The 23,202-nt window shown below is 45.2% G+C and carries 26 protein-coding genes, 1 tRNA gene and 2 pseudogenes; 16 read left to right on the top strand and 13 right to left on the bottom strand.

Annotated elements, in window-relative coordinates; genetic code table 11:
* Positions 1–70: 70 nt before the first annotated feature.
* From ACLJRH_RS11715 to ACLJRH_RS11700, 4 genes are all read right to left on the bottom strand, one after another.
* Positions 71–1,114 (bottom strand): sialidase family protein, encoded by a 1,044-nt coding sequence (locus tag ACLJRH_RS11715; protein WP_023136874.1) that lies wholly within the window; start codon positions 1,112–1,114, stop codon positions 71–73.
* A 338-nt stretch (positions 1,115–1,452) separates the two neighbouring features.
* Positions 1,453–1,920, bottom strand: coding sequence for an Hsp20 family protein (locus ACLJRH_RS11710; protein WP_001218118.1), 468 nt, complete (start codon positions 1,918–1,920; stop codon positions 1,453–1,455).
* 194 nt (positions 1,921–2,114) lie between these two features.
* Positions 2,115–2,345 carry a hypothetical protein gene (locus tag ACLJRH_RS11705; RefSeq protein ID WP_077909914.1) on the bottom strand — a complete coding sequence of 77 codons (231 nt, stop codon included), beginning with the start codon at positions 2,343–2,345 and terminating at the stop codon, positions 2,115–2,117.
* Between the two features lie 211 nt (positions 2,346–2,556).
* Complete coding sequence (locus ACLJRH_RS11700; RefSeq protein WP_000758944.1) at positions 2,557–2,682, bottom strand: hypothetical protein; 126 nt, start codon at positions 2,680–2,682, stop codon at positions 2,557–2,559.
* A 377-nt stretch (positions 2,683–3,059) separates the two neighbouring features.
* On the opposite strand from ACLJRH_RS11700, the gene ACLJRH_RS11695 reads away from it, so the two are divergent.
* Complete coding sequence (locus tag ACLJRH_RS11695) at positions 3,060–3,404, top strand: c-type lysozyme inhibitor (RefSeq protein WP_000977725.1); 345 nt, start codon at positions 3,060–3,062, stop codon at positions 3,402–3,404.
* A 754-nt stretch (positions 3,405–4,158) separates the two neighbouring features.
* Here the strand turns inward: ACLJRH_RS11695 and ACLJRH_RS11690 are convergent.
* Both ACLJRH_RS11690 and pagC read right to left on the bottom strand, forming a co-directional pair.
* Positions 4,159–4,235: transfer RNA gene (locus ACLJRH_RS11690), tRNA-Arg, on the bottom strand.
* A 405-nt stretch (positions 4,236–4,640) separates the two neighbouring features.
* Positions 4,641–5,198 carry a virulence membrane protein PagC gene (gene pagC / locus ACLJRH_RS11685; protein WP_000789469.1) on the bottom strand — a complete coding sequence of 186 codons (558 nt, stop codon included), beginning with the start codon at positions 5,196–5,198 and terminating at the stop codon, positions 4,641–4,643.
* A gap of 806 nt (positions 5,199–6,004) precedes the next feature.
* Between pagC and pagD the strand changes: the two genes are divergently transcribed.
* The 4 genes from pagD to msgA all read left to right on the top strand — a co-directional run bounded on the left by pagD (position 6,005) and on the right by msgA (position 7,980).
* A complete protein-coding gene (gene pagD, locus ACLJRH_RS11680) occupies positions 6,005–6,268 on the top strand; it encodes a virulence protein PagD (protein ID WP_001605721.1) in 264 nt (87 codons plus the stop codon).
* A gap of 131 nt (positions 6,269–6,399) precedes the next feature.
* Positions 6,400–6,612 (top strand): cold shock-like protein CspF, encoded by a 213-nt coding sequence (cspF, locus tag ACLJRH_RS11675; protein ID WP_001537306.1) that lies wholly within the window; start codon positions 6,400–6,402, stop codon positions 6,610–6,612.
* Positions 6,613–7,028: 416 nt separating this feature from the next.
* Positions 7,029–7,550 (top strand): RICIN domain-containing protein, encoded by a 522-nt coding sequence (locus ACLJRH_RS11670; protein ID WP_001542631.1) that lies wholly within the window; start codon positions 7,029–7,031, stop codon positions 7,548–7,550.
* 190 nt (positions 7,551–7,740) lie between these two features.
* Positions 7,741–7,980 (top strand): virulence protein MsgA, encoded by a 240-nt coding sequence (msgA, locus tag ACLJRH_RS11665; protein WP_000497451.1) that lies wholly within the window; start codon positions 7,741–7,743, stop codon positions 7,978–7,980.
* A 210-nt stretch (positions 7,981–8,190) separates the two neighbouring features.
* On the opposite strand, the gene ACLJRH_RS11660 is transcribed toward msgA, so the two are convergent.
* Positions 8,191–8,355: a hypothetical protein gene (locus tag ACLJRH_RS11660; protein ID WP_001036547.1), complete on the bottom strand. Its 165-nt coding sequence runs from the start codon at positions 8,353–8,355 to the stop codon at positions 8,191–8,193.
* A 497-nt stretch (positions 8,356–8,852) separates the two neighbouring features.
* Between ACLJRH_RS11660 and cdtB the strand changes: the two genes are divergently transcribed.
* Both cdtB and ACLJRH_RS11650 read left to right on the top strand, forming a co-directional pair.
* Positions 8,853–9,662: a cytolethal distending toxin S-CDT gene (gene cdtB, locus ACLJRH_RS11655; protein ID WP_001529135.1), complete on the top strand. Its 810-nt coding sequence runs from the start codon at positions 8,853–8,855 to the stop codon at positions 9,660–9,662.
* Positions 9,663–9,734: 72 nt separating this feature from the next.
* Positions 9,735–10,112, top strand: a complete 378-nt coding sequence (locus tag ACLJRH_RS11650) for a DUF1353 domain-containing protein (protein WP_001277616.1) — start codon at positions 9,735–9,737, stop codon at positions 10,110–10,112.
* A gap of 147 nt (positions 10,113–10,259) precedes the next feature.
* On the opposite strand, the gene ACLJRH_RS11645 is transcribed toward ACLJRH_RS11650, so the two are convergent.
* The 3 genes from ACLJRH_RS11645 to pltB all read right to left on the bottom strand — a co-directional run bounded on the left by ACLJRH_RS11645 (position 10,260) and on the right by pltB (position 12,144).
* Positions 10,260–10,802 (bottom strand): glycoside hydrolase family 108 protein, encoded by a 543-nt coding sequence (locus ACLJRH_RS11645; RefSeq protein ID WP_000158845.1) that lies wholly within the window; start codon positions 10,800–10,802, stop codon positions 10,260–10,262.
* Positions 10,803–10,985: 183 nt separating this feature from the next.
* Positions 10,986–11,714, bottom strand: coding sequence for a typhoid-like toxin S-CDT ADP-ribosylating subunit PltA (pltA, locus tag ACLJRH_RS11640; RefSeq protein WP_000733630.1), 729 nt, complete (start codon positions 11,712–11,714; stop codon positions 10,986–10,988).
* Positions 11,715–11,730: 16 nt separating this feature from the next.
* Entirely contained in the window at positions 11,731–12,144 is a 414-nt protein-coding gene (pltB, locus tag ACLJRH_RS11635) for a typhoid-like toxin S-CDT binding subunit PltB (protein ID WP_000275697.1), read from the bottom strand.
* A 611-nt stretch (positions 12,145–12,755) separates the two neighbouring features.
* Between pltB and ACLJRH_RS11630 the strand changes: the two are divergent.
* Positions 12,756–12,901: pseudogene (locus ACLJRH_RS11630) on the top strand (hypothetical protein); the annotation flags it as partial.
* A gap of 16 nt (positions 12,902–12,917) precedes the next feature.
* Here the strand turns inward: ACLJRH_RS11630 and ACLJRH_RS11625 are convergent.
* From ACLJRH_RS11625 to icd, 3 genes and pseudogenes are all read right to left on the bottom strand, one after another.
* Positions 12,918–12,998: pseudogene (locus ACLJRH_RS11625) on the bottom strand (tail fiber assembly protein); the annotation flags it as partial.
* A gap of 190 nt (positions 12,999–13,188) precedes the next feature.
* A complete protein-coding gene (sopF, locus tag ACLJRH_RS11620; protein ID WP_023136605.1) occupies positions 13,189–14,313 on the bottom strand; it encodes a type III secretion system effector SopF in 1,125 nt (374 codons plus the stop codon).
* A gap of 447 nt (positions 14,314–14,760) precedes the next feature.
* Positions 14,761–16,011 carry an NADP-dependent isocitrate dehydrogenase gene (gene icd / locus ACLJRH_RS11615; protein ID WP_000444508.1) on the bottom strand — a complete coding sequence of 417 codons (1,251 nt, stop codon included), beginning with the start codon at positions 16,009–16,011 and terminating at the stop codon, positions 14,761–14,763.
* A 171-nt stretch (positions 16,012–16,182) separates the two neighbouring features.
* Between icd and rluE the strand changes: the two genes are divergently transcribed.
* The 8 genes from rluE (at position 16,183) to phoQ (ending at position 23,170) form a co-directional block, all read left to right on the top strand.
* Positions 16,183–16,848 carry a 23S rRNA pseudouridine(2457) synthase RluE gene (rluE, locus tag ACLJRH_RS11610; protein WP_001249415.1) on the top strand — a complete coding sequence of 222 codons (666 nt, stop codon included), beginning with the start codon at positions 16,183–16,185 and terminating at the stop codon, positions 16,846–16,848.
* Positions 16,845–17,174 (top strand): lysozyme inhibitor LprI family protein, encoded by a 330-nt coding sequence (locus tag ACLJRH_RS11605; RefSeq protein ID WP_000825956.1) that lies wholly within the window; start codon positions 16,845–16,847, stop codon positions 17,172–17,174. The genes rluE and ACLJRH_RS11605 overlap by 4 nt, the downstream gene beginning before the upstream one ends.
* 11 nt (positions 17,175–17,185) lie before the next feature.
* Positions 17,186–17,647, top strand: a complete 462-nt coding sequence (locus ACLJRH_RS11600) for an NUDIX hydrolase (protein WP_023136606.1) — start codon at positions 17,186–17,188, stop codon at positions 17,645–17,647.
* A 53-nt stretch (positions 17,648–17,700) separates the two neighbouring features.
* Positions 17,701–18,807 carry a tRNA 2-thiouridine(34) synthase MnmA gene (mnmA, locus tag ACLJRH_RS11595; protein WP_000004540.1) on the top strand — a complete coding sequence of 369 codons (1,107 nt, stop codon included), beginning with the start codon at positions 17,701–17,703 and terminating at the stop codon, positions 18,805–18,807.
* An 86-nt stretch (positions 18,808–18,893) separates the two neighbouring features.
* Positions 18,894–19,535, top strand: a complete 642-nt coding sequence (hflD, locus tag ACLJRH_RS11590; RefSeq protein ID WP_001519653.1) for a high frequency lysogenization protein HflD — start codon at positions 18,894–18,896, stop codon at positions 19,533–19,535.
* 3 nt (positions 19,536–19,538) lie between these two features.
* Entirely contained in the window at positions 19,539–20,909 is a 1,371-nt protein-coding gene (purB, locus tag ACLJRH_RS11585; protein ID WP_023136607.1) for an adenylosuccinate lyase, read from the top strand.
* Positions 20,910–21,035: 126 nt separating this feature from the next.
* Positions 21,036–21,707 carry a two-component system response regulator PhoP gene (phoP, locus tag ACLJRH_RS11580; RefSeq protein ID WP_001537766.1) on the top strand — a complete coding sequence of 224 codons (672 nt, stop codon included), beginning with the start codon at positions 21,036–21,038 and terminating at the stop codon, positions 21,705–21,707.
* Positions 21,707–23,170 carry a two-component system sensor histidine kinase PhoQ gene (gene phoQ / locus ACLJRH_RS11575; RefSeq protein WP_001031687.1) on the top strand — a complete coding sequence of 488 codons (1,464 nt, stop codon included), beginning with the start codon at positions 21,707–21,709 and terminating at the stop codon, positions 23,168–23,170. Before phoP ends, phoQ begins: the two co-directional genes overlap by 1 nt.
* Positions 23,171–23,202 lie beyond the last annotated feature (32 nt).

Below are 23,202 nucleotides of genomic sequence, written 5' to 3'. Positions count from 1 at the left end.
TCCCGGCGTGAGAGAGCACGCCGGGCAAGGCATTATTATTCCAGCGCTATCGGTTTCGACTGATAGCGCCTTATACCGTTTGTAATCGACAATATACGATATTTTTCCGGTTCCACGTGTAGGTGATATGTACGACGCCGCCCTCGCTAATAATAGCGGGATAAGAATACTCACCGTGGTCACTTTCCAGGTCCAGTAGCGGTAGCCATGATTCGCCATTATCCTGGGAAGCAATCAGTGAAAGCGGATAGCGCTTTCCCCAGTTGCCGTTGACCGGATTTAACGCAAGAATCAGCGTACCGTCCGGCATACTAACCAGATCGATACCACTATTATTATTCGGTAAAGATGTCGCGCGGGCAACAGACCAGGTAGCGCCATAGTCGATTGAATCACTGCGAAAAATTGCCCCGCGTGTGCTTCGTAACAACATATGGATATGCCCCGGAGAAGACTCCCACAGCGTAGGCTGAATAACGCCATCCCAGCGCAGGAGGTTTTCCAGACAACATTCCCACAACATCCCCTTTTTTACACCATCCCACAACGCTACATTTGTCCCGGAAATAGCGTTATCAGGCTCCAGCGGAACAAAAGAGATATTCCAGTGTTTTCCTTCGTCAGAGGATCGATCCACAAATGCCCTCCACCGTTCAGGACTTTCAATCGACCCTGGCGCAATCCAGGCGCCATTTGATGCCAGCAGGAGTTTATTTTTTACGGGACCGCGCGGCAAAATATCATCGTTAACCAACGGAGCTGGCGTACTCCAGGTAAATCCTCGATCGCTGGAGATGATAAACCAGGTTTTCCACACGTGTACGTCGCTGCCTACTTTATAAAATAACCACAATTTATCCGACGGGTAAAATAACACCGGATTCCAGTGCGCTTCCCCCTCGCGTGCCGCCACTCGCTGCGGTGTTGTCCAGATATTATGTTCATAGCGAGATAGCCAGATGGCTGTATCTTCGCTTCCTTCGCGCAGCCCCGCAAACCATGCGGCCACGAGCGTACCGCACGGTAGGCGAACAAGCGTAGAGGCATGGCACTGGAAGGACTCGGTTCCGCTTTCCGGTAAAATGACCTGCCGATTGACGAGCGCTAATTTCATACCTGCCTCTATTAAATAAGGTAAAAAGCATCAGCTTTTTTATGTATGAAAGTAGTGTTAGCAGAAATAGCATCAACGCGGTGAAAACGATGAACTGCTATACGAATTTATGTTCAGATATCGCGCCCATAACAGGCAGAATGTCGAGAGTGGACAAAAATTGGACTGACCTCGCGGATAATTCCAACTTACCGCCGTCCAATGGCGACGAGGTCAGTGGCACGGGATAATATAGAGGTCAGGGCTATAATATTTAGCGATCTGTGCCTACAAGCATGACGGGATACTTTTCGCTACAGGCAATGAAGGCCCGTCTAAACGGGCCTTCATTAACGCGATTATGATTTGTGTTCAATCGCCTTTGGTTTGCTTTCTATGGCAATTTTTTTCGGTTTCTCGCTTTCAGGGATCTCCTGGTAAATCTCGACCAACAAGAGGCCCTGTTCCAGTTTCGCATTATTCACCTTAGCATGTTCAGGCAAAGAAAAACTCAACTGGAAATCCGCCTTACGAATACCACGATAAATCCAGTGCGTCTGATCCTCTACCGTCTCTTCAGTGTGTTTACCCGTAATATTCAGGTTGCCGCCAACCGTTTCAATTTCAAGCTCTTCCTCTTTCCAGCCAGGAACGCTCACGGTAAGCAGATAGTTATTCGCATCGCGCTTTTGCAGATCGTAAGCTGGCGTCGCAGCGACTGGCGTATCTCCTGTTAATTGACTGAAAAGTCTATCAATACGGTTGAAACGGTCAGAGAAAAGAGAATCAGCAAACACGGGAAGTGCTGACAAGGTTCTGAGTGCCATCATTAACCTCCTGAATCACTATTCAAAAGTTCAACATCAAGGCAAGCATTGCTTGTCCACTGACTACATAGGGACGGAAAAAACATTTTCAAGCCTATAAAAGCCTTTTTTTAGTCACAAATTTAAGTGGTTAACGAAAAATCTCATCCCGTTCATTGCCATTTCCGCAGTCCCTTCATCTTTACAATTTTTCTTCACCAGCTCAATTGATAATGATTATCAATTGCATTAATATATGCAGGTTGGTTATGGCAGTGACCAACGTCCTTCTCCATTATCAAACCCAGCGCCGCCTTCGGGCGGCCTTTTGGGAGGAAGTATGGTCGCCAAAAATAAAACTCACGGTCGTCGTATTCGTCAGTCTCTGCAACAGTTACATCAGCGTTGTCTTTTTCAGCAACTGGCGGTAAGCCCACCAGGAACAAAATATGTTTCAGTCACCGCTGAAACAAAAAACTGGCTTATTCATCTTGTGACTTCAGAGGGTCGTTAGCACGCGATAGTGGGTGTCCATGTTGTCGCTAAAATTTTAATGAAAAGACATTTGAAATGACATTTATACATCTACAATTTGCGCCCGGCTACTCCGGGCGCCATACCTGAAGATATGACACCCGTTGCCAACTGACAGGAATTTTAGTCATCGTCTCCGGCGTAGAAAAATTCGATATCTTTATTAAACCATTTATCAATGTTGTGCCACATCAGACAACCGGTCAGAAAACTTGCGATCAATATCCCTCCTATAAGCCACTTTTTCACATATACTCCTGAATAACCCCTGTTGATGTCATTATCTGATCGATAATAAAAAGACCATCATTTGAAGAAATAGTTTCACTGACAGATATCGTATGAAACGAGACAGTGAACAGTACCGTTTTCTTCGGTTTTTATGCCATAGTATTGAGCAGTGGTGACAATCATTTTCTATCGCGTCATAATGATTTGCAGCCTATAGTTTATGATTTTAAGATTTGTCTACTCATCACATATGTCAGTGATGGATAAATTATAATACGCTTTTCTGGCGCACTTTTCGTCAGTAAACAGGAATACTACAGCATTCATCGTATTGATGCCGCTTTATCTCCCGTTCTTCAGGGAATTAACGACAATTTTATGCACAAAGGATACTAATGATGAAACGTAAATTGATCCCATTTACCCTCTTTCTCGCTGCGCTTAGCGCCAGTACCACCTCTATAGCAGCTTCGCAGGAGATTTCTAAATCTATATACACCTGTAATGATAACCAGGTTATGGAGGTGATTTACGTCAACACTGAGGCTGGAAACGCCTATGCGATTATCAGTCAGGTAAACGAGATGATCCCGATGCGGTTAATGAAAATGGCCTCCGGAGCAAATTACGAAGCCATAGACAAAAATTATACTTATAAACTTTATACCAAAGGCAAAACGGCTGAACTGGTGGAAGGTGATGATAAACCTGTTCTCAGTAACTGTTCCTTAGCTAACTAACCTTCAGAAATGCCTGAAGGCTCATCAGGCATTTCCACTTCAACCTTCCTGTAACGTAACGTTAAAAAATATGTGAATCACTACAATAAAATAATGGCTAATTAGTAACCACTTTTAAACATGGCTAATCCTATTTTTAAAGAAAAGTTCGAACTGTCTTAATTGTCGTTGTTTAGTGCTTAAATGTTTTGCTTTATTAAGTGGCCCAGGTAGAATTCACAGCGGCTGGTAACCATTCATATTCGCACTATTGAACGATTACCAGCCAACCGCGCCAGGGTCTTGCATACGCTCTGGCGCGGTTAAATCCCCAGGCCATAAACGAAATCACAGGTTTCTGCTATTGCTCATATCTTTCACGTTAACCTGCATTATGCTTGCCCACCTGATGTAGAAAAACACCGCTCTGAACCATAGGGTGTGAATTTCATTTTATAAAAAATTGCGGTGCCGGGTGCCTCCCGGTGAACCATACCACAGTCAATATGGCTCGCGAGGAACATTAACTATTTGACTGGACGCCCCGCCGCAAAGGGGGATTCACCGCATAAGAAAAATCTACAACTCACAAGTAATAAAAGACAATAACATTTTTGTGCATTTTTTATAAATGACTATCTTGTCACGTAATAAATGAAATTATTCTGTAACAGTATTGCAGGACAATACTTATTCAAAACTGAAGTGGTCAGTGGGAGTCGAACCCACATCATCAGCCTGACACTGAGGTAATAACATTATACGATAACCACATTGGACCGCCACCGAGGCCTCGAACCTCGCACCATCAACTTAGGAGGTTGATGCTCTATCCAGCTGAGCTAGTGGCGGCTGGGGACTTCTGCCAGGCGCAAAAAAGGTGCTCTCCTGGATAAGATACATACCTTGCTACTTTTCAGTAGTCGTTCAACGGCAGGTACAATATGCGAAGGCGGTCACAAAATCTTGATGACATTGTGATTAATTCCAGGAAAATTTTTCAGAGTGAATCTTGTGAGATCTGGCGTTATTTACACCAGATTGTCCTTCCTGCTTATCACCTACCTGAGCAACCTTGATTGCTTACCACAATCCTTTATCTGTGCTTATGCTGGTGAGATGTTATGTACAGCGTCACTATGACGAAGAGAGTATGACGAAGAGAGAAAAGTCAGGCAGGTACGTGTCACTGGTAAAGAAGCCCTGTTTTATTGACTGGCGGTGCGGAAGGCGAACCTTCCGCATAGCTTATGCTTTTCAGAAACGGTATCCAACCCCGACGTTGAAGCCGTTTATTTTTGTAGAGGAGATGTTGCTTCCTTCATACCCAACATCGACGACGATATTCTCCAGCGGATTCATCTGTACACCTGCGCCCCAGGCAAATCCCGTTTTCCTTGAGGAAATTTTGTTAGAAAAAGAATCGCCATCCTGAGTGGAATGTTCTTTAAACGTCGCCTTTACCGTGCCGACACCTGCCAGCGCGTATAACGAAAAATTGTCAGACAATCGATAGGCTGGCCCAACCATAAAAGAGCCGTACTTCACCTCAAACTTGTCATGGTAATGAATACCTTCAGACTCAACAGACCCGGAAGCCTGGCTGTCTCCATATAAGTAACTTAGCGAGGAAATAAAACTTACCGGAGAGTCATCCTCATAACGATATTTCACATTTACCCCTCGGATATTTTTGAAATCCTGAACTTTACTTTGTGCATACCCCACGGAAAAGGCGTTAGTATCGGCCTGTGCAACATTTACAACCAAAACGCCTGTAGTAATAACTAAAGTGGATAAAATAATATTTTTCATAACAACTCCTTAATACTACTTATTATTTACGGTGTGTTTAAACACCTGCGGTACCGATCCGGCATTCAGTTATCGCCACTATGCCGAATCGACAAAACCACGAATAATTCACCACTATCGCTCCTGATACGTTTACTTCCTGAAAGAGATTTTTACTACCGAAGTTCTCTATCGCTCCTTAAGGTAACCGGTTCTACAATGTCATCTCACTTTTATAGATTTGAATGCTAATTTTTCTCACGCATATATTTTTAACAGAAACCATAAAGTGTTTAGCCACTATAGAACAACAAATTTGCCATGCAACCTTTTGATATTTAAATAAAAATCTCAAAACCACATTAAGAGACCTGACGCCGATCGGCTAAAAACATATCAGTAAGCAAACTCGCCATATAACCAGAACATATCTCATTGTGCTTCACAGTCCTCACTTGATGCTCCAGCCGAAATAATGTTATATGCCATCGCTGGTGCCGTAACCATATTCACTATGATGCTCAACACGCTTTATTCCCGCTCCGATTTAACCTTTTTAATATATCTATCAGTTACAACATTTCTTGTTATAAGAATAGAATCAATACCACAATTACAATATAAATATCACCTGTGTTGAGAGAGAATTTACATTCCAGAAAAATAATAACGGACGCAAATATTGAAAACCCGATAAAAAAGTCTATTTCTCTATAAAACCCATTATTATTAAGAATAGTTAACTCTTCGTTGAATAAAAAATGCCAATGACGTTCCATAATTCTGGAGATGAACTTCACAAGTCATTGCGTATAACAGGAGGCGTTATGAAACATCATGCTTTTATACTTTGGTCATTACTTATTTTTTCATTCCATGTTTTGGCCAGTTCAGGCCATTATCCTGGTTTACAACAGGCATCATGGGAAATTTTTATCTACGATTTTGGTAGTAAAACCCCGCAGCCGCCTGCAAGTACCGATAAAAAGCAAGCCAGGCAGATTAGTTCACCATCCTGCCCGACGGCAAAACCCATGATGTCCGCACCAGTCAATGACGCCAGGAAAGGGAATACTTTCTCCAGAACATAATGTTCTTTATCTACAATGGTGCCGAACGACTACTTTTAGCCGTCCGGAAATCTTGATTGCCATCAAATATAGCTGGCATTATTTATCCTGACGTGTATAGTGCGCCTCGTTATCCTCATTAAGGAATTTATTTGTCTCGTAAAATGACAGGAATTGTCAAAACCTTTGATTGTAAGAGCGGTAAAGGTCTCATCACCCCCTCCGATGGACGCAAAGATGTTCAGGTCCACATTTCAGCATGTCGCCAACACGAAACAGAAGCGCTTATCCCCGGTATACGCGTTGAGTTTTGTCGTATTAATGGCCTCCGCGGACCTACCGCCGCCAACGTTTATCTTTCATAATTCGTCCCTCGGCATTTTTTCAGAAAAATTTAGCGAGCCCGTATACCTCCGCAGTCTGCTATGAGGCTTTGCCTGAAAGGCTGCAGAATGTTTTCAGTGACGAAAATCTAAAGGATTTATTTTGCTGATGACTCCCGTGACCTCTCTTATCATATATCGGGTGTCAGCCCCCTTCTCACTTTGTTTAACGTGAAGAAATGTACAGCCGTTTTTCACTGTGATAGCATCTAATATTGCAAAAGTATTTAACGCTATATACCCATCGTCACAGGAGTGGCTGGCTGCGCGCATTTAACCGAAGTATTTATGTGATTCTATCGGAATTATCTCTATTGCCGCTCAATGCTACGTCATATTCAGTGGGTATAAATCGCCAATATAGTTGTAACGCTATTTATTTTTAGGGTAATAATTGAATGACTTTGCTTTCAGGAAAAACCACACTGGTTCTCTGCCTCTCCTCTATTTTATGTGGGTGTACGACGAACGGCTTACCCGCACCTTATAGTATTAATTTGTCGTTCCCGGTCATTACACAAAACCAGATTAATTCCGGTGGTTATTACATAAATGACGCGGAACAAATTCGGACAACTGATGGTCTGTGCCTTGATACAGGCTCAGATCAACAGAATCGTTTGACGCTGCGGGAGTGTAAGCATGTGCAATCTCAGCTTTTCTTATTTCACCGAGACAGAATCACGCAGGGTGAGAAATGTCTGGATGCTGCAGGACAGGGTACGAAAGAAGGCACGCCAATCATTCTTTATTCATGCACGGGTAATGATAACCAGCGCTGGCTCACTGATGATAACAAAATCAAGGGGAAGCAGAGCCGAAAATGCCTGGGCACAAATAGCATTATTGTCAGAAAAGGCGACCCTGTTGTATTGGCCGATTGCGATTTTAGTCGTGCCCTGGAATTTACCATCAGGTAGCAGGACACCGCTGTGAAGAGAGAGCCGCTAACCTCATGAAACGACAACAGGTTAGCGACCTTTACTTCCACGTGCGGTCAATTTACTTTACGCCCGCAACGTCAGGATGACAAAACGGCGGCTAAACCTTGACACCAGTTATATACCCAGCTTAAATACTGGTCATCCAACCAGTAAAAAGGAAATGGCGATGTTCGTCGAACTCGTTTATGACAAGCGAAATGTTGAAGGTTTGCCAGGCGCACGCGAAATCATCCTCAATGAACTCACAAAACGTGTACATCAACTTTTTCCCGATGCGCAAGTGAAAGTTAAGCCAATGCAGGCGAACGCATTAAACAGTGACTGTACAAAAACCGAGAAAGAACGGCTGCACCGTATGCTGGAAGAGATGTTTGAAGAGGCTGATATGTGGCTGGTCGCCGAATAACGTCCCCTCCTGCGAAAGCGACATATCCGATCGAAAACAGCGCCCTGAGGCGCTGTCTGTGACGATATAACGCAAACGCCACCACTCAGAACATGTAGCGGAAGTGGCGTTTATCGCATGGTCAACATTCTATTTGCCAAATGCCGCCAGCGCCAGTCCTTGCCACTGAATGTTTTGCCCAGTGCCACGCCTGTAAGCCCTATCAACGAATTATACGTTTTGCTGCGCATCGATAATATTGGTCACGGTTTTACAGTAAAAACGGTACCTGTTCTCAGGTTCTTCCGGCATCAGTGCACCGTTATAATGGTGAGGTCTGACGCTATTGTAGTCGTTCAAGATGTATCCATTAATTTGTCCGGTTTTCTTGTTCATTAAGTCACCTGTTTTGTGTTGAGGTGAGAATATCACCTTTAATCAGGTGACCAAATTTACTGTGTCACTACAAGAATGAGAATAGATGAAATGTTACCTTCCACACAGGGATATAATAATCCTGGTAATTAAAAATTTATGTTTACTTATAAAGTACTAATGATATCGAATCTCTATTTCCGCATATAAATCAACCCAATACAGTTACAATGAGATAAGTGAATGTAGTTTTAAATTCAGTTAGTTGTTTATCTATAGTTGTTTCTTTGGTATTAACAATAATTAATTGATTGTACTGAATAAACTATCATTTTACCTCTGTAATAGACATCTATTTTAGTTTTATTGACGTTAGGCTATGTATCTTACTATCTGCACAAGACATAGAACCAGAAACAAGTCAGGCATTGCCAGAATAAAATCAACGTCATGAAACAATGGGTTATGAACACATATATCATTCAGATAAAAAAGTAATAATCGGGAGAGTAGATATCATGAAAAAACCTGTTTTTTTCCTTCTGACCATGATCATCTGCAGCTATATTTCTTTTGCCTGCGCTAATATCAGTGACTACAAAGTTATGACCTGGAATCTTCAGGGCTCTTCAGCATCTACAGAAAGTAAATGGAATGTCAATGTCAGACAGCTTTTAAGTGGTACTGCCGGTGTGGATATTCTTATGGTACAGGAGGCCGGTGCTGTTCCCACCTCAGCGGTTCCTACCGGACGACATATTCAGCCTTTTGGAGTGGGTATTCCCATTGATGAATACACCTGGAATCTCGGAACCACCAGCCGTCAGGATATAAGATATATCTACCACTCGGCTATTGATGTTGGAGCACGCCGTGTTAATCTGGCAATAGTTTCCAGACAAAGAGCGGATAATGTTTATGTCTTGCGTCCGACAACTGTCGCATCTCGCCCCGTCATTGGCATCGGACTGGGTAATGATGTTTTTCTGACAGCGCACGCACTGGCTAGTGGAGGTCCGGATGCTGCAGCTATTGTCAGGGTTACCATTAATTTTTTTAGACAACCTCAGATGCGGCATTTATCCTGGTTTCTTGCCGGGGATTTTAATCGCAGCCCAGACAGACTTGAAAATGACCTGATGACTGAGCATCTGGAACGAGTTGTAGCCGTACTCGCACCTACAGAACCCACGCAAATTGGCGGTGGTATTTTAGATTATGGGGTCATTGTCGATCGAGCACCTTATTCACAAAGGGTTGAAGCATTACGTAATCCACAACTCGCTTCTGATCATTATCCCGTAGCCTTTTTGGCACGAAGCTGTTAATGAGTAAATAGCGTTGACGACATGTACTTTGAGCGTAAGGTGCAGAATATATATTTATTATAAGGTAAAATTATGAGTTGTTTTACCAGTCCAGCAATTATGGAAATGTTAGGTCATTATAAATGGCGTGTTTATGAGCCATTCAGGTTTTATCTCAGTGAAGATAAAAATGATGTCATTGAAGTACCGGTAGGATTCGTTACCGACCTTGCCACTGTTCCGCGTATTTTCTGGTCATTATTACCACCGGATGGTGAATATGCCAAAGCGGCAATCATTCATGACTACCTGTATCATTATCCATTACGTAACAGAAAAGAGTCCGATCTCATATTCCTGGATGGAATGAAAGTTCTGGGCGTGCCAAAATGGAAAAGGATAATAATGTATTTAGCCGTAAGAATATTTGGCTGGAAATACTATCATTCTCATACCATACAACATAATTAATTTCTCGTTTTTAACACACAAAGAACTATAGAAAAACCTGACGCCTTAATATAGTAATAATAAGACTTAGTGGCTTTCACCAGTTCTCTGTGTGAATATATCATTATATGCTATCATCACAAACCGCCATAGTGGTAAGTAAGGGGATTACAACCTTACCCGTTCCTTTATCCATCCATAAACAAATGACTCATTCGCCTGGCGCTTTTCAGCTAACTCCAGATAGCGTTGTCCCTGACTACAATTCAATGCCCGGATAAGTATCATTTCGCCCTCATCTCTCCGGTGAGAGAGAAAAAATGTTAGTGCCGAAAGCGTCCGTGGCCCAATCTGACCATCTGCTATCAAATCCGGATAAATTTTTTGCTGATCATTAAAAACATTAAGCCAACGCTGGAAGTACTTAATCGGGATTGAGGGTCCCATGTTCACACCAGTATCACAAAGCTCAGCTGCGATAGAGTGAGAGATAATGGCAACCTGATCAAGTCGTGGACCATACCAATAATCTGCCTCAAGGATTTTTAATGCTTGATTACGGGTAAGATTCCGCATATCCCCCATATAGCCATTAGCCCGGGCCGTCGTCAGGGTTATACCCCAATGCGTTGGTCCCCCCCTGTCGTCAGGGTGATCAACGTAACCGCCTTCTCTACTAAGGATAGATGCAAAGATTTCATCTTTAGTCATAATGACTCCTTCTAATATTAATAAAATACGTACCTGAATGCTATGATTGATAATGCAATGAATCTGATAAAAAACTTATTGAAGTATATAAACTTAAGTGGATAGCCAACTTAATAAACAATATTAACCAGACCACTAATAAACGGTCTGTTTAATTTAATAGGCAACATAGGTAAGTTTCATTTATTTAGAAAGTATAAGTTCTATTACAGGTCTTGCATCATAAAAAGACATGTTGTATACGTCAGCTCTTTGCCCTCGATGTGATTGACATACGCTACCTATTGAAAAGCATGAACTTATTAATGGGCCGAATGCATCAATTCGTTGTTGGGTATACGTCTGCGGTTCCGGAAGAAAAGGTATCACGCCAGGATTAGACGTAGTGCTTAAACCTAAATAACTGGAATTCATTGTGCTTACACCATCCTTTACCAGACCTGTTGCGCTATCATAAACAAGCGCCACGGCCTTTTGAATATTCTCGGGTAAAATAGATAATGTGGAAACATACTCTCTTTGCAATCGCATCATCGTTTTTTCATAAGCATTAAAGTGACCACCTTGCGTTTCCAGATAGGTGATGGATGGGAGCAAGCTGTAGAAATTATTATCTGCACGAATCTGATATCTGTATAAATTACCTTTGAATGTTGAGCGAGAATAGTACGCTCTGGCTATAGCATATGTTTGATTAACACTTGAGGTTGTTGCAATATAGCGACTGTCACTACTTCCACCACTACATGACCTTCCACTGATAAATTGCTGAAAGTTACGGTTATACCCAAGTAGTGAAAACCCATCGCGAAAAATAACGTCCGGCGGGGTTGAGTCCACACGATACACAAAATCTACTGCATAGTTATTAAAGCTAACTATAGATAAGGTTAAGAGTATTAACTTTTTCATTATTTCTTCCCCCCTCTTACTTGGGGCCAAAGCATTGTGTCGCACTGCACGATGATAGTCCCACAAGAGCATTTGCTGAAAAGGTATTTACAAAAAGCGGATAGGTCCAGATATTTTTTTGAACATGAATCCTTACGGATTGCCCTGTACTATAAAAATATCTTGCCTGGTCAAGAAGTTCTTTAAAGGAGGGTGCCCATATGCTCTGCTTTGATACCGCACATGCAACAACAGGTATACCACTACCGTTAGCTTTAACCGTTTTTATGCAAAAATAAGGACCAGTATCTATCTGACCAACATGTAATTCACTGATAACTTCGTCTGAGTAATAGGCGTTCGTTTTATCTCCTGTCCACTCAGCGCTGGCATTAAAAGAATAAATGAGAATTAATAATGTATAAACAGGCACAAACTTATTTATATACATACTACTCTCCTGTACATTTAAAATCATTAACAAAGCACAAATTTATTATATCTCATCACATCTAAATCCAGTCTATCATGATTTACTTCAACACAATGTTACCAACCACAACAAACACTCAAATTACTTGTGAATAGCAATTGATACATATATAAAAATTTCATCACTGATAATAAGCACACCTGTTTTATCAGTTACAGAATTCCTGCCACGGTAATAACACAGGTACTTCCGGCTCATATTGATCGCCGTCGTCTGTCTACTGGTTTTCATTTTCAGCAAAGCAGGACATAACTCATTAAGAAATTGACGATAATTTAACAAGTCCGCTCTTTGCAAGAACGTTCTGGATAACTATCAGATCACTATTATAGGATCAAAGAGTGGGGAATAAATCATTATCATCCAACTGAATCATGGACGACATCTTATTAACTGGCAATCTTTTTCCAGTGTAGTGATCCTACCCGCGTAATCAGTCTGTACCCTCCAGGTAAAGTGTCAGGCAATTTAGTCACCCTATTGTTGATAACCGCCAGAAAAGTAATATGTTCAGAAAGATGATCTAATAAAGTTGTGAGTTGTAGGTCGCTGAGATCTAGTATAAGGCAATGATATTTCAAACATTCCCGCATCCAAGTTTGTTGCGCGAAAATTTACCTAAAGAAAAAATAATAAGCCTTAATATTTTTACAGTATTTCAACTTATAGCAGAATAAATGTTCGTAGATGGCGTAAAAACCTGATGAGCAGGAACATCGATAGCCAGTAAATCACTCCTGTGGTAATGCAGGCCACCTGATGACTGTGAAGGTCGCTTCATCTGAAGCGCCGCTGAAGTCCAGCGATTTAAGGTGAAAAGTAGCCAGCAGGCGCTTCTGCTGGTCCATATTCCTCTATTTTGCCAGGCCATACTGAAGTGCCACACAGGTATCTGCCAGAGCGGTCCTAAGCTAATAAATATAAAAGCAGTTACTGCCTACCTCAAGAAATATGCGCTCATGATCATTTAAAGCTCTTTTCAAGAAACTGATAATAAGCTTGTCAATATAATATTATGCAGTCTCTATTAAGCGCCTGGTTTATTTGTTTTGCATAATCATATAGTTGACTTTTCGAGTAAGAATTTTCTTGCAACGACAAATAAACGTGTTTTATATCTCTAAATAAGCATACATCACCATGGATATGAGCCTCTATATAATTCCCTTCATAGCCTGTACCATAATTAGAGTGAGCTAAAAACTTTTCGCCCTTAGCCATTTTAACCAAACTCTTAAAGCAATTATAACCAAAAAAATCATTTTGACAGGATGCGATCAGGTTCTCCATATGCCAAAATGTAGATAATTTACTCGTATCCAGACCAAATCTGTGGCCGTAGGTATCAAAAGGTGAAAATGTACAATTTGTTTTTACATTATCATTTAATTCAAAAAATGATTTCCCATAGGCGCTGGCACCTCCATTTTCACCGTTCAGAAAGTCCAGTGCAGCATAAATTGGTCTGCTTGTAGGGCTAAAAGTTTTACTGTTGGGAGTATATGCTACGGAAAAACCGCCTGTCTGACCATATGGGGCATAAGGTGAATCTGTAAGCTTCTCCAGTTCAAATGCTTTAGTTTCAACTGAATCACGTCCGACATTATAAGCAGGTAAATCGCCTGGTCTGCAACCTAATGCATAAGAGTTCAGATATTCTTTATTTTTTAAGAGAGAGACAAAGTCAATTTTTGCTGCATTAAAATTTATTGTCAGCCGGGCATTTTGTAAAACATCCACCATCTTATTTAGCAAGAGAGCGCAATCTATTTCGGCACCACACTCACGGCTTATCCGCCTGAGCGCTTTTTCTCTTATTATGTTAGCGTCGCGCTGACACCTGGAATGAATATGTGCAAGTACTTGTTTTCCGAAAAGGCGACCGTACGCCTTTTTACGTTCTTCATTGCTGAGACCGCAAAACACTTCATCAAAAGAAAGCCTGTACGCTGCGCTTACAGAACCTCTCGCCGCTCTGCTTTCTGGAAATGGCGGAACATCTTCAACAACATTTTTAACTTGCTGAATGTCTGAAGACAGAGGAGTATGTCCGACATTTTTTTCCTTATCTGTTTCCAGATATTCCGGAACCTTTACACTTCCACTATAGCAGATAGGTTTGAGCATATGTCTCCTGAATTTTTACGACTAATAGTATTCACTTTCGCTGATGTATTCTTTATCAGGCTGATATTTCAACACTTCTTAGCCGCCTTGTAGAAGTGCAAATAAAGCATACTAATAATTTCATAAAATACTTAATCTACCCACTATTGCAGTCTATAAATTATCACCTTTTATTGAAATATTATCCTGATAATAACAACAAATCTGATAAGGCACTTTCAAAAAATAGCCAAACCACACATCATAAAGAAAACCACTACAATCAAAACCGGTAACTATCAACTTTCAGGGGGGCTCAGGTTACCATGACGATCGGGGTAAAGGATAGATTACTATTGCGGTCTGAATTGAGGGAGTTTTGATAAATTATTTTGATAACCGTTCGAATGCTAATAAATAAAAACGGGAACGTTAAGTCCCCGTTTTAGTTTTTAACAATTATCGTTATCACATATTTGCGATAATCGCGTCGCCAAACTCACTACATTTCAGCAGCTTAGCGCCTTCCATCAAGCGTTCAAAGTCATAGGTCACGGTCTTCGCGGCAATCGCGCCTTCCATACCTTTAACAATCAGATCCGCCGCTTCGAACCACTGCATGTGACGCAGCATCATCTCCGCAGACAGAATAATGGAGCCTGGGTTGACTTTATCCTGGCCCGCATATTTCGGCGCAGTCCCGTGAGTGGCTTCAAACAACGCGCATTCGTCGCCGATATTCGCACCCGGTGCAATACCGATACCGCCAACCTGAGCCGCCAGGGCATCGGAAATATAGTCACCGTTCAGGTTCATACAGGCGATAACGTCGTATTCCGCCGGACGCAACAGGATCTGTTGCAGGAACGCATCGGCGATAACGTCTTTAACCACGATCTCTTTACCCGTGTTCGGGTTCTTAATTTTCAGCCACGGACCGCCGTCAATAAGCTCACCGCCGAACTCGTCGCGCGCCAACTGGTAGCCCCAGTCTTTAAACGCGCCTTCGGTGAACTTCATGATATTGCCTTTATGTACCAGCGTGACGGAATCGCGATCGTTAGTAATAGCGTATTCAATCGCCGCGCGAACCAGACGTTTAGTGCCTTCTTCAGAACACGGTTTGATACCGATACCGCAGTGCTCCGGGAAGCGAATTTTCTTCACGCCCATCTCTTCGCGCAGGAACTTGATCACTTTCTCAGCGTCTGCAGAGTCAGCTTTCCATTCAATTCCGGCGTAGATATCTTCAGAGTTTTCACGGAAGATGACCATATCGGTCAGCTCCGGATGTTTCACCGGACTTGGCGTGCCCTGATAGTAACGAACGGGACGCAGACAAACGTACAGGTCAAGCTCCTGACGCAGGGCAACGTTCAGAGAGCGGATACCGCCGCCAACCGGCGTGGTCAACGGACCTTTAATCGCTACGCGGTAATCACGAATTAAATCAAGGGTTTCAGCGGGAAGCCAGACATCCTGGCCGTAAACCTGTGTGGATTTTTCTCCGGTGTAAATTTCCATCCAGGAAATTTTACGCTCGCCTTTATAGGCTTTCTCGACGGCGGCATCGACCACTTTAAGCATGGCAGGAGTGACATCAACACCGATACCATCGCCTTCAATAAACGGGATAATCGGATTCTCAGGAACGTTGAGTTTGCCGTTTTGCAGGGTGATCTTCTTACCTTCCACCGGAACAACTACTTTGCTTTCCATTCACCTCTCCTTCGAGCGCTTCTGGTTTGCTCGTCTGTCATCGCGCTGCATGTGCAATGGCGTCCTGCTGCACGACTGCGTTAGAGCAATTTTTTGTTAATGTTTTGTAATGAGCATGTCAATACTACCCTATTGTTTGCCGCCATGAAAGACACTCATTATTGCGCTATAATGCGGCAATTAATAAGTTCTGAAAACACCATGCAAAAAACTTCTTTTAGAAATCACTACGTTAAGCGATTCAGCTCACGACAAGCATCTAAATCACGGAAAGAAAACCAGCCAAAACGCGTGGTTTTGTTCAATAAACCTTACGATGTGTTGCCGCAGTTCACGGATGAAGCAGGTCGCCGCACGTTAAAAGATTTTATTCCTGTGCAAGGCGTTTATGCCGCAGGCCGCCTGGACCGCGACAGCGAAGGGCTTTTGGTGCTGACTAATGACGGCGCGCTGCAGGCGCGCCTCACGCAACCGGGCAAGCGCACCGGCAAGATTTACTATGTTCAGGTAGAAGGCATCCCGGATAATGAAGCGCTACAGGCGCTTCGTACTGGCGTCACGCTCAACGATGGCCCTACCCTGCCCGCCGGTATTGAGATTGTCGCGGAACCTGACTGGCTTTGGCCGCGCACCCCGCCGATTCGCGAGCGGAAGAATATTCCCACCAGTTGGCTAAAAGTCACCTTATATGAAGGCCGCAACCGCCAGGTAAGACGCATGACAGCGCATGTCGGTCATCCCACTCTACGATTAATTCGTTACAGCATGGGCGACTACACGCTCAACGGCCTCGATAATGGACAGTGGCGCGAGATCGCACAGGAGAAAGACAGATGAAACGGCTTCTCATTGCTTTTGCTTTATTAACACCGTTATCCGTTAATGCGGCCAGCTTCGACTGCCAGAAAGCGCAGGCTGCGGATGAAAAGGCTATCTGCGCGCACCTGACGCTGAATGATAAAGACGTGGAAATGCACACCAAATATCAGTTTCTGAAAGGGTTGTTCGCGATGGGCAGTCGCGGCGCCCTGCAGGACGCCCAGCAGAGCTGGCTTAAACAGCGTCAGCAGTGCAAGGCCGACGTCACCTGCCTGACAAAAGCTTATAACGAGCGTCTGAAACAGCTTGACGCGATCTATGACCACATTGATAAACCGCTGTAATAAGGATGCCTATGTTCAAGCCGCACGTGACCGTTGCCTGCATCGTACATGCCGAAGATAAATTTCTGGTGGTGGAAGAGACCATCAACGGTAAATCGTTATGGAATCAACCTGCCGGACACCTGGAGGCAGATGAAACGCTGGCGCAGGCCGCCGCGCGAGAACTGTGGGAAGAGACTGGCATCACGGCACAACCACAGTATTTTATCCGTATGCATCAGTGGATTGCGCCGGATAAAACCCCGTTCCTGCGCTTTTTATTCGCTATCAAGCTTGATCATATTTGCGCGACCGAACCCCATGACAATGACATCGATTGCTGCCATTGGGTGAGCGCCGACGAGATTCTGAACGCGCCGAATTTACGTTCTCCGCTGGTGGCTGAAAGCATTCGCAGTTATCAAACGGGACAATGTTACCCCTTATCTATAGTGGGCGAATTTAACTGGCCGTTTACAGAGGGTGTCAAGTAAAGGGCTGCGTGGTAGAATACGCCGCCTTGAAGTTCAATGTCGCGAGTATTCCAATGTCAGAAAGCCCAAAAAAAGTGATCGTCGGCATGTCCGGCGGTGTCGATTCCTCCGTTTCCGCCTGGCTGTTGCAACAACAGGGTTATCAGGTAGAAGGCCTGTTCATGAAGAACTGGGAAGAGGACGATGGTGAGGAATACTGTACCGCAGCAGCCGATCTGGCTGACGCGCAGGCAGTGTGCGACAAGCTTGGCATTGAACTGCATACCGTTAATTTTGCCGCAGAATATTGGGATAACGTCTTTGAACTGTTCCTTGAAGAGTACAAAGCAGGCCGTACGCCGAACCCGGATATTCTGTGCAATAAAGAGATCAAATTTAAAGCCTTCCTTGAATTTGCCGCAGAAGATTTAGGCGCCGACTATATCGCCACCGGTCACTACGTTCGCCGCGCGGATGTAAACGGCAAAAGCCGGTTGTTGCGCGGGCTCGACGGCAACAAAGATCAGAGCTACTTCCTCTACACACTTGGCCATGAGCAGATTGCGCAAAGTCTGTTCCCGGTTGGCGAGCTGGAAAAACCGCAGGTGCGTAAAATCGCCGAAGATCTGGGGCTGGTAACCGCCAAGAAAAAAGATTCTACCGGTATCTGCTTTATCGGCGAGCGCAAGTTCCGCGACTTTTTAGGGCGCTATCTGCCTGCGCAGCCGGGGAAAATCATTACCGTTGACGGCGATGAAATCGGCGAGCATCAGGGTCTGATGTATCATACGCTCGGTCAGCGTAAAGGGCTGGGAATTGGCGGCACCAAAGACGGTAGCGAAGACCCCTGGTATGTGGTGGATAAAGACGTTGAAAACAATGTGTTAATTGTCGCCCAGGGGCATGAGCACCCACGCCTGATGTCGGTAGGCCTCATCGCCCAGCAGCTACATTGGGTCGATCGCGAACCGTTCACCGGCACTCTGCGCTGTACGGTAAAAACCCGCTACCGCCAGACCGATATTCCGTGCACGATTAACGCGCTGGATGACGATCGTATCGAGGTCATTTTTGACGAGCCGGTTGCCGCCGTTACGCCGGGCCAGTCCGCTGTCTTTTACAGCGGCGAAGTGTGCCTGGGCGGCGGCATTATCGAGCAGCGACTGCCGCTGACGGTCTGATTATTCAATACACAACACCATTCAAGTCGCCTCAAAGCGGCTTAAAAGATGAAGTGTATTTTATTTGATACAAGGAAGCAGTGATTGTGGCAAAGAATTATTATGACATCACCCTCGCGCTGTCTGGCATTTGCCAGTCGGCACGCCTGGTGCAACAACTGGCGCACCAGGGGCACTGTGATGCCGACGCGTTGCACGTTTCACTCAACAGTGTCATTGATATGAATCCCAGCTCTACTCTGGGCGTGTTCGGCGGCAGCGAAGCTAACCTGCGTCTTGGTCTGGAAACACTGCTCGGCGTGCTGAATGCCAGCAGCCGACAAGGACTTAACGCCGAACTGACGCGTTATACGCTTAGCCTGATGGTGCTGGAGCGCAAGCTGTCATCCGCCAAAGGCGCATTGAATACGTTAGGCGATCGCATTAACGGCCTGCAGCGCCAGCTTGACCATTTTGATTTACAGTCAGACACGTTAATGAGCGCCATGGCGGGCATCTACGTGGATGTGATTAGCCCATTGGGCCCGCGCATTCAGGTGACGGGCTCCCCGGCCGTTCTGCAAAGTCCGCAGGTTCAGGCCAAAGTCCGCGCTTCGCTACTGGCAGGCATCCGTGCAGCCGTGCTCTGGCATCAGGTAGGCGGTGGTCGCCTACAGCTTATGTTTTCTCGTCATCGCCTGACGACTCAGGCAAAACAAATTCTTGCTCATTTAACCCCGGAGTTATGATCTATGGAATTATCCTCACTGACCGCCGTTTCCCCTGTCGATGGACGCTACGGCGATAAAGTCAGCGCGCTGCGCGGAATTTTTAGCGAATACGGTTTGCTGAAATTTCGTGTACAAGTCGAAGTACGTTGGCTGCAGAAATTAGCCGCGCACGCAGCGATCAAGGAAGTTCCTGCTTTTGCTGCCGACGCAAACGGTTACCTGGATACGCTTGTTGCAAACTTCAATGAAGAAGATGCCGCGCGCATTAAAACCATTGAGCGCACCACGAATCACGATGTGAAAGCGGTTGAGTATTTTCTGAAAGAAAAAGTCGCCGCGATCCCGGCGCTACATGACGTTTCCGAGTTTATCCACTTTGCCTGCACTTCTGAGGACATTAACAACCTGTCGCACGCGTTAATGCTCAAAACCGCGCGCGATGAAGTGATCCTGCCTTACTGGCGTCAGGTGATTAACGCGGTTAAAGATCTCGCCACGCAGTATCGCGATATTCCTCTGCTCTCCCGCACCCACGGCCAGCCGGCAACACCTTCCACTCTGGGTAAAGAGATGGCGAACGTGGCGTATCGTATGGAGCGTCAGTTCCGCCAGCTCAACCAAGTGGAGATCCTCGGTAAAATTAACGGCGCCGTAGGCAACTATAACGCGCATATCGCCGCCTATCCGGAAGTTGACTGGCATCAGTTCAGCGAAGAGTTCGTCACCTCGCTGGGCATCCAGTGGAACCCTTACACCACCCAGATTGAACCACATGATTATATTGCGGAACTGTTTGACTGTATCGCGCGCTTTAACACCATCCTGATCGATTTCGATCGCGATGTCTGGGGCTATATTGCGTTGAACCATTTCAAACAGAAAACCATCGCCGGGGAGATCGGTTCTTCTACCATGCCGCATAAAGTTAACCCCATTGACTTTGAAAACTCAGAAGGCAACCTCGGTCTGTCTAATGCAGTGTTGCACCATCTGGCAAACAAACTGCCGGTTTCCCGCTGGCAGCGCGATCTGACCGACTCAACCGTCCTGCGTAACCTGGGTGTCGGCATCGGCTATGCGCTTATCGCTTATCAGTCCACCCTGAAGGGCGTCAGCAAGCTGGAAGTAAACCGCGATCATCTGCTTGACGAACTGGATCACAACTGGGAAGTATTAGCCGAACCGATCCAGACCGTCATGCGCCGCTATGGTATTGAAAAACCATATGAAAAACTGAAAGAGTTGACCCGTGGCAAGCGTGTTGATGCCGAAGGAATGAAACAGTTTATTGATAGTCTGGCCCTGCCGGAAGCAGAAAAAACGCGCCTTAAAGCCATAACGCCGGCAAATTATATCGGTCGCGCTGTGACTCTGGTCGACGAACTTAAATAATGTCTGCCTCACCCTCTTTTCTTCAGAAAGAGGGTGACTATTTGTCTGGTTTATTAACTGTTTATCCCCAAAGCACCATAATCAACGCTAGACTGTTCTTATTGTTAACACAAGGGAGAAGAGATGATGCGCGTACTGGTTGTAGAGGATAATGCATTATTACGCCACCACCTGAAGGTTCAGCTCCAGGATTCAGGTCACCAGGTCGATGCCGCAGAAGATGCCAGGGAAGCTGATTACTACCTTAATGAACACCTTCCGGATATCGCTATTGTCGATTTAGGTCTGCCGGATGAAGACGGCCTTTCCTTGATACGCCGCTGGCGCAGCAGTGATGTTTCACTGCCGGTTCTGGTGTTAACCGCGCGCGAAGGCTGGCAGGATAAAGTCGAGGTTCTCAGCTCCGGGGCCGATGACTACGTAACGAAGCCATTCCACATCGAAGAGGTAATGGCGCGTATGCAGGCGTTAATGCGCCGTAATAGCGGTCTGGCCTCCCAGGTGATCAACATCCCGCCGTTCCAGGTGGATCTCTCACGCCGGGAATTATCCGTCAATGAAGAGGTCATCAAACTCACGGCGTTCGAATACACCATTATGGAAACGCTTATCCGTAACAACGGTAAAGTGGTCAGCAAGGATTCGCTGATGCTTCAACTGTATCCGGATGCGGAACTGCGGGAAAGTCATACCATTGATGTTCTCATGGGGCGTCTGCGGAAAAAAATACAGGCCCAGTATCCGCACGATGTCATTACCACCGTACGCGGACAAGGATATCTTTTTGAATTGCGCTAATGAATAAATTTGCTCGCCATTTTCTGCCGCTGTCGCTGCGGGTTCGTTTTTTGCTGGCGACAGCCGGCGTCGTGCTGGTGCTTTCTTTGGCATATGGCATAGTGGCGCTGGTCGGCTATAGCGTAAGTTTTGATAAAACCACCTTTCGTTTGCTGCGCGGCGAAAGCAACCTGTTTTATACCCTCGCCAAATGGGAAAATAATAAAATCAGCGTTGAGCTGCCTGAAAATCTGGACATGCAAAGCCCGACCATGACGCTGATTTACGATGAAACGGGCAAATTATTATGGACGCAGCGCAACATTCCCTGGCTGATTAAAAGCATTCAACCGGAATGGTTAAAAACGAACGGCTTCCATGAAATTGAAACCAACGTAGACGCCACCAGCACGCTGTTGAGCGAAGACCATTCCGCGCAGGAAAAACTCAAAGAAGTACGTGAAGATGACGATGATGCCGAGATGACCCACTCGGTAGCGGTAAATATTTATCCTGCCACGGCGCGGATGCCGCAGTTAACCATCGTGGTGGTCGATACCATTCCGATAGAACTAAAACGCTCCTATATGGTGTGGAGCTGGTTCGTATACGTGCTGGCCGCCAATTTACTGTTAGTCATTCCTTTACTGTGGATCGCCGCCTGGTGGAGCTTACGCCCTATCGAGGCGCTGGCGCGGGAAGTCCGCGAGCTTGAAGATCATCACCGCGAAATGCTCAATCCGGAGACGACGCGTGAGCTGACCAGCCTTGTGCGCAACCTTAATCAACTGCTCAAAAGCGAGCGTGAACGTTATAACAAATACCGCACGACCCTGACCGACCTGACGCACAGTTTAAAAACGCCGCTCGCGGTTTTGCAGAGTACGTTACGCTCTTTACGCAACGAAAAGATGAGCGTCAGCAAAGCTGAACCGGTGATGCTGGAACAGATCAGCCGGATTTCCCAGCAGATCGGCTATTATCTGCATCGCGCCAGTATGCGCGGTAGCGGCGTATTGTTAAGCCGCGAACTGCATCCCGTCGCGCCGTTGTTAGATAACCTGATCTCCGCGCTCAATAAAGTTTATCAGCGTAAAGGGGTGAATATCAGTATGGATATTTCACCAGAGATCAGTTTTGTTGGCGAGCAAAACGACTTTGTCGAAGTAATGGGCAACGTACTGGACAACGCTTGTAAATATTGCCTGGAGTTTGTCGAGATTTCGGCTCGCCAGACCGACGATCATTTGCATATTTTCGTCGAAGATGACGGCCCAGGCATTCCCCACAGCAAACGTTCCCTGGTGTTTGATCGCGGTCAGCGCGCCGATACCCTACGACCAGGACAAGGCGTGGGGCTGGCTGTCGCGCGCGAGATTACGGAACAATACGCCGGGCAGATCATTGCCAGCGACAGTCTGCTCGGCGGTGCCCGTATGGAGGTCGTTTTTGGCCGACAGCATCCCACACAGAAAGAGGAATAAACATTTCTGTGCGTTCTTCCACGCATCTCGTT

The organism is Salmonella sp. SAL04162 (assembly GCF_046551535.1).
GTDB classification, from domain to species: domain Bacteria; phylum Pseudomonadota; class Gammaproteobacteria; order Enterobacterales; family Enterobacteriaceae; genus Salmonella; species Salmonella enterica.
Note: the sequence above shows the minus strand (reverse complement) of the source record. Positions and strands in the feature narration are given on the sequence as shown.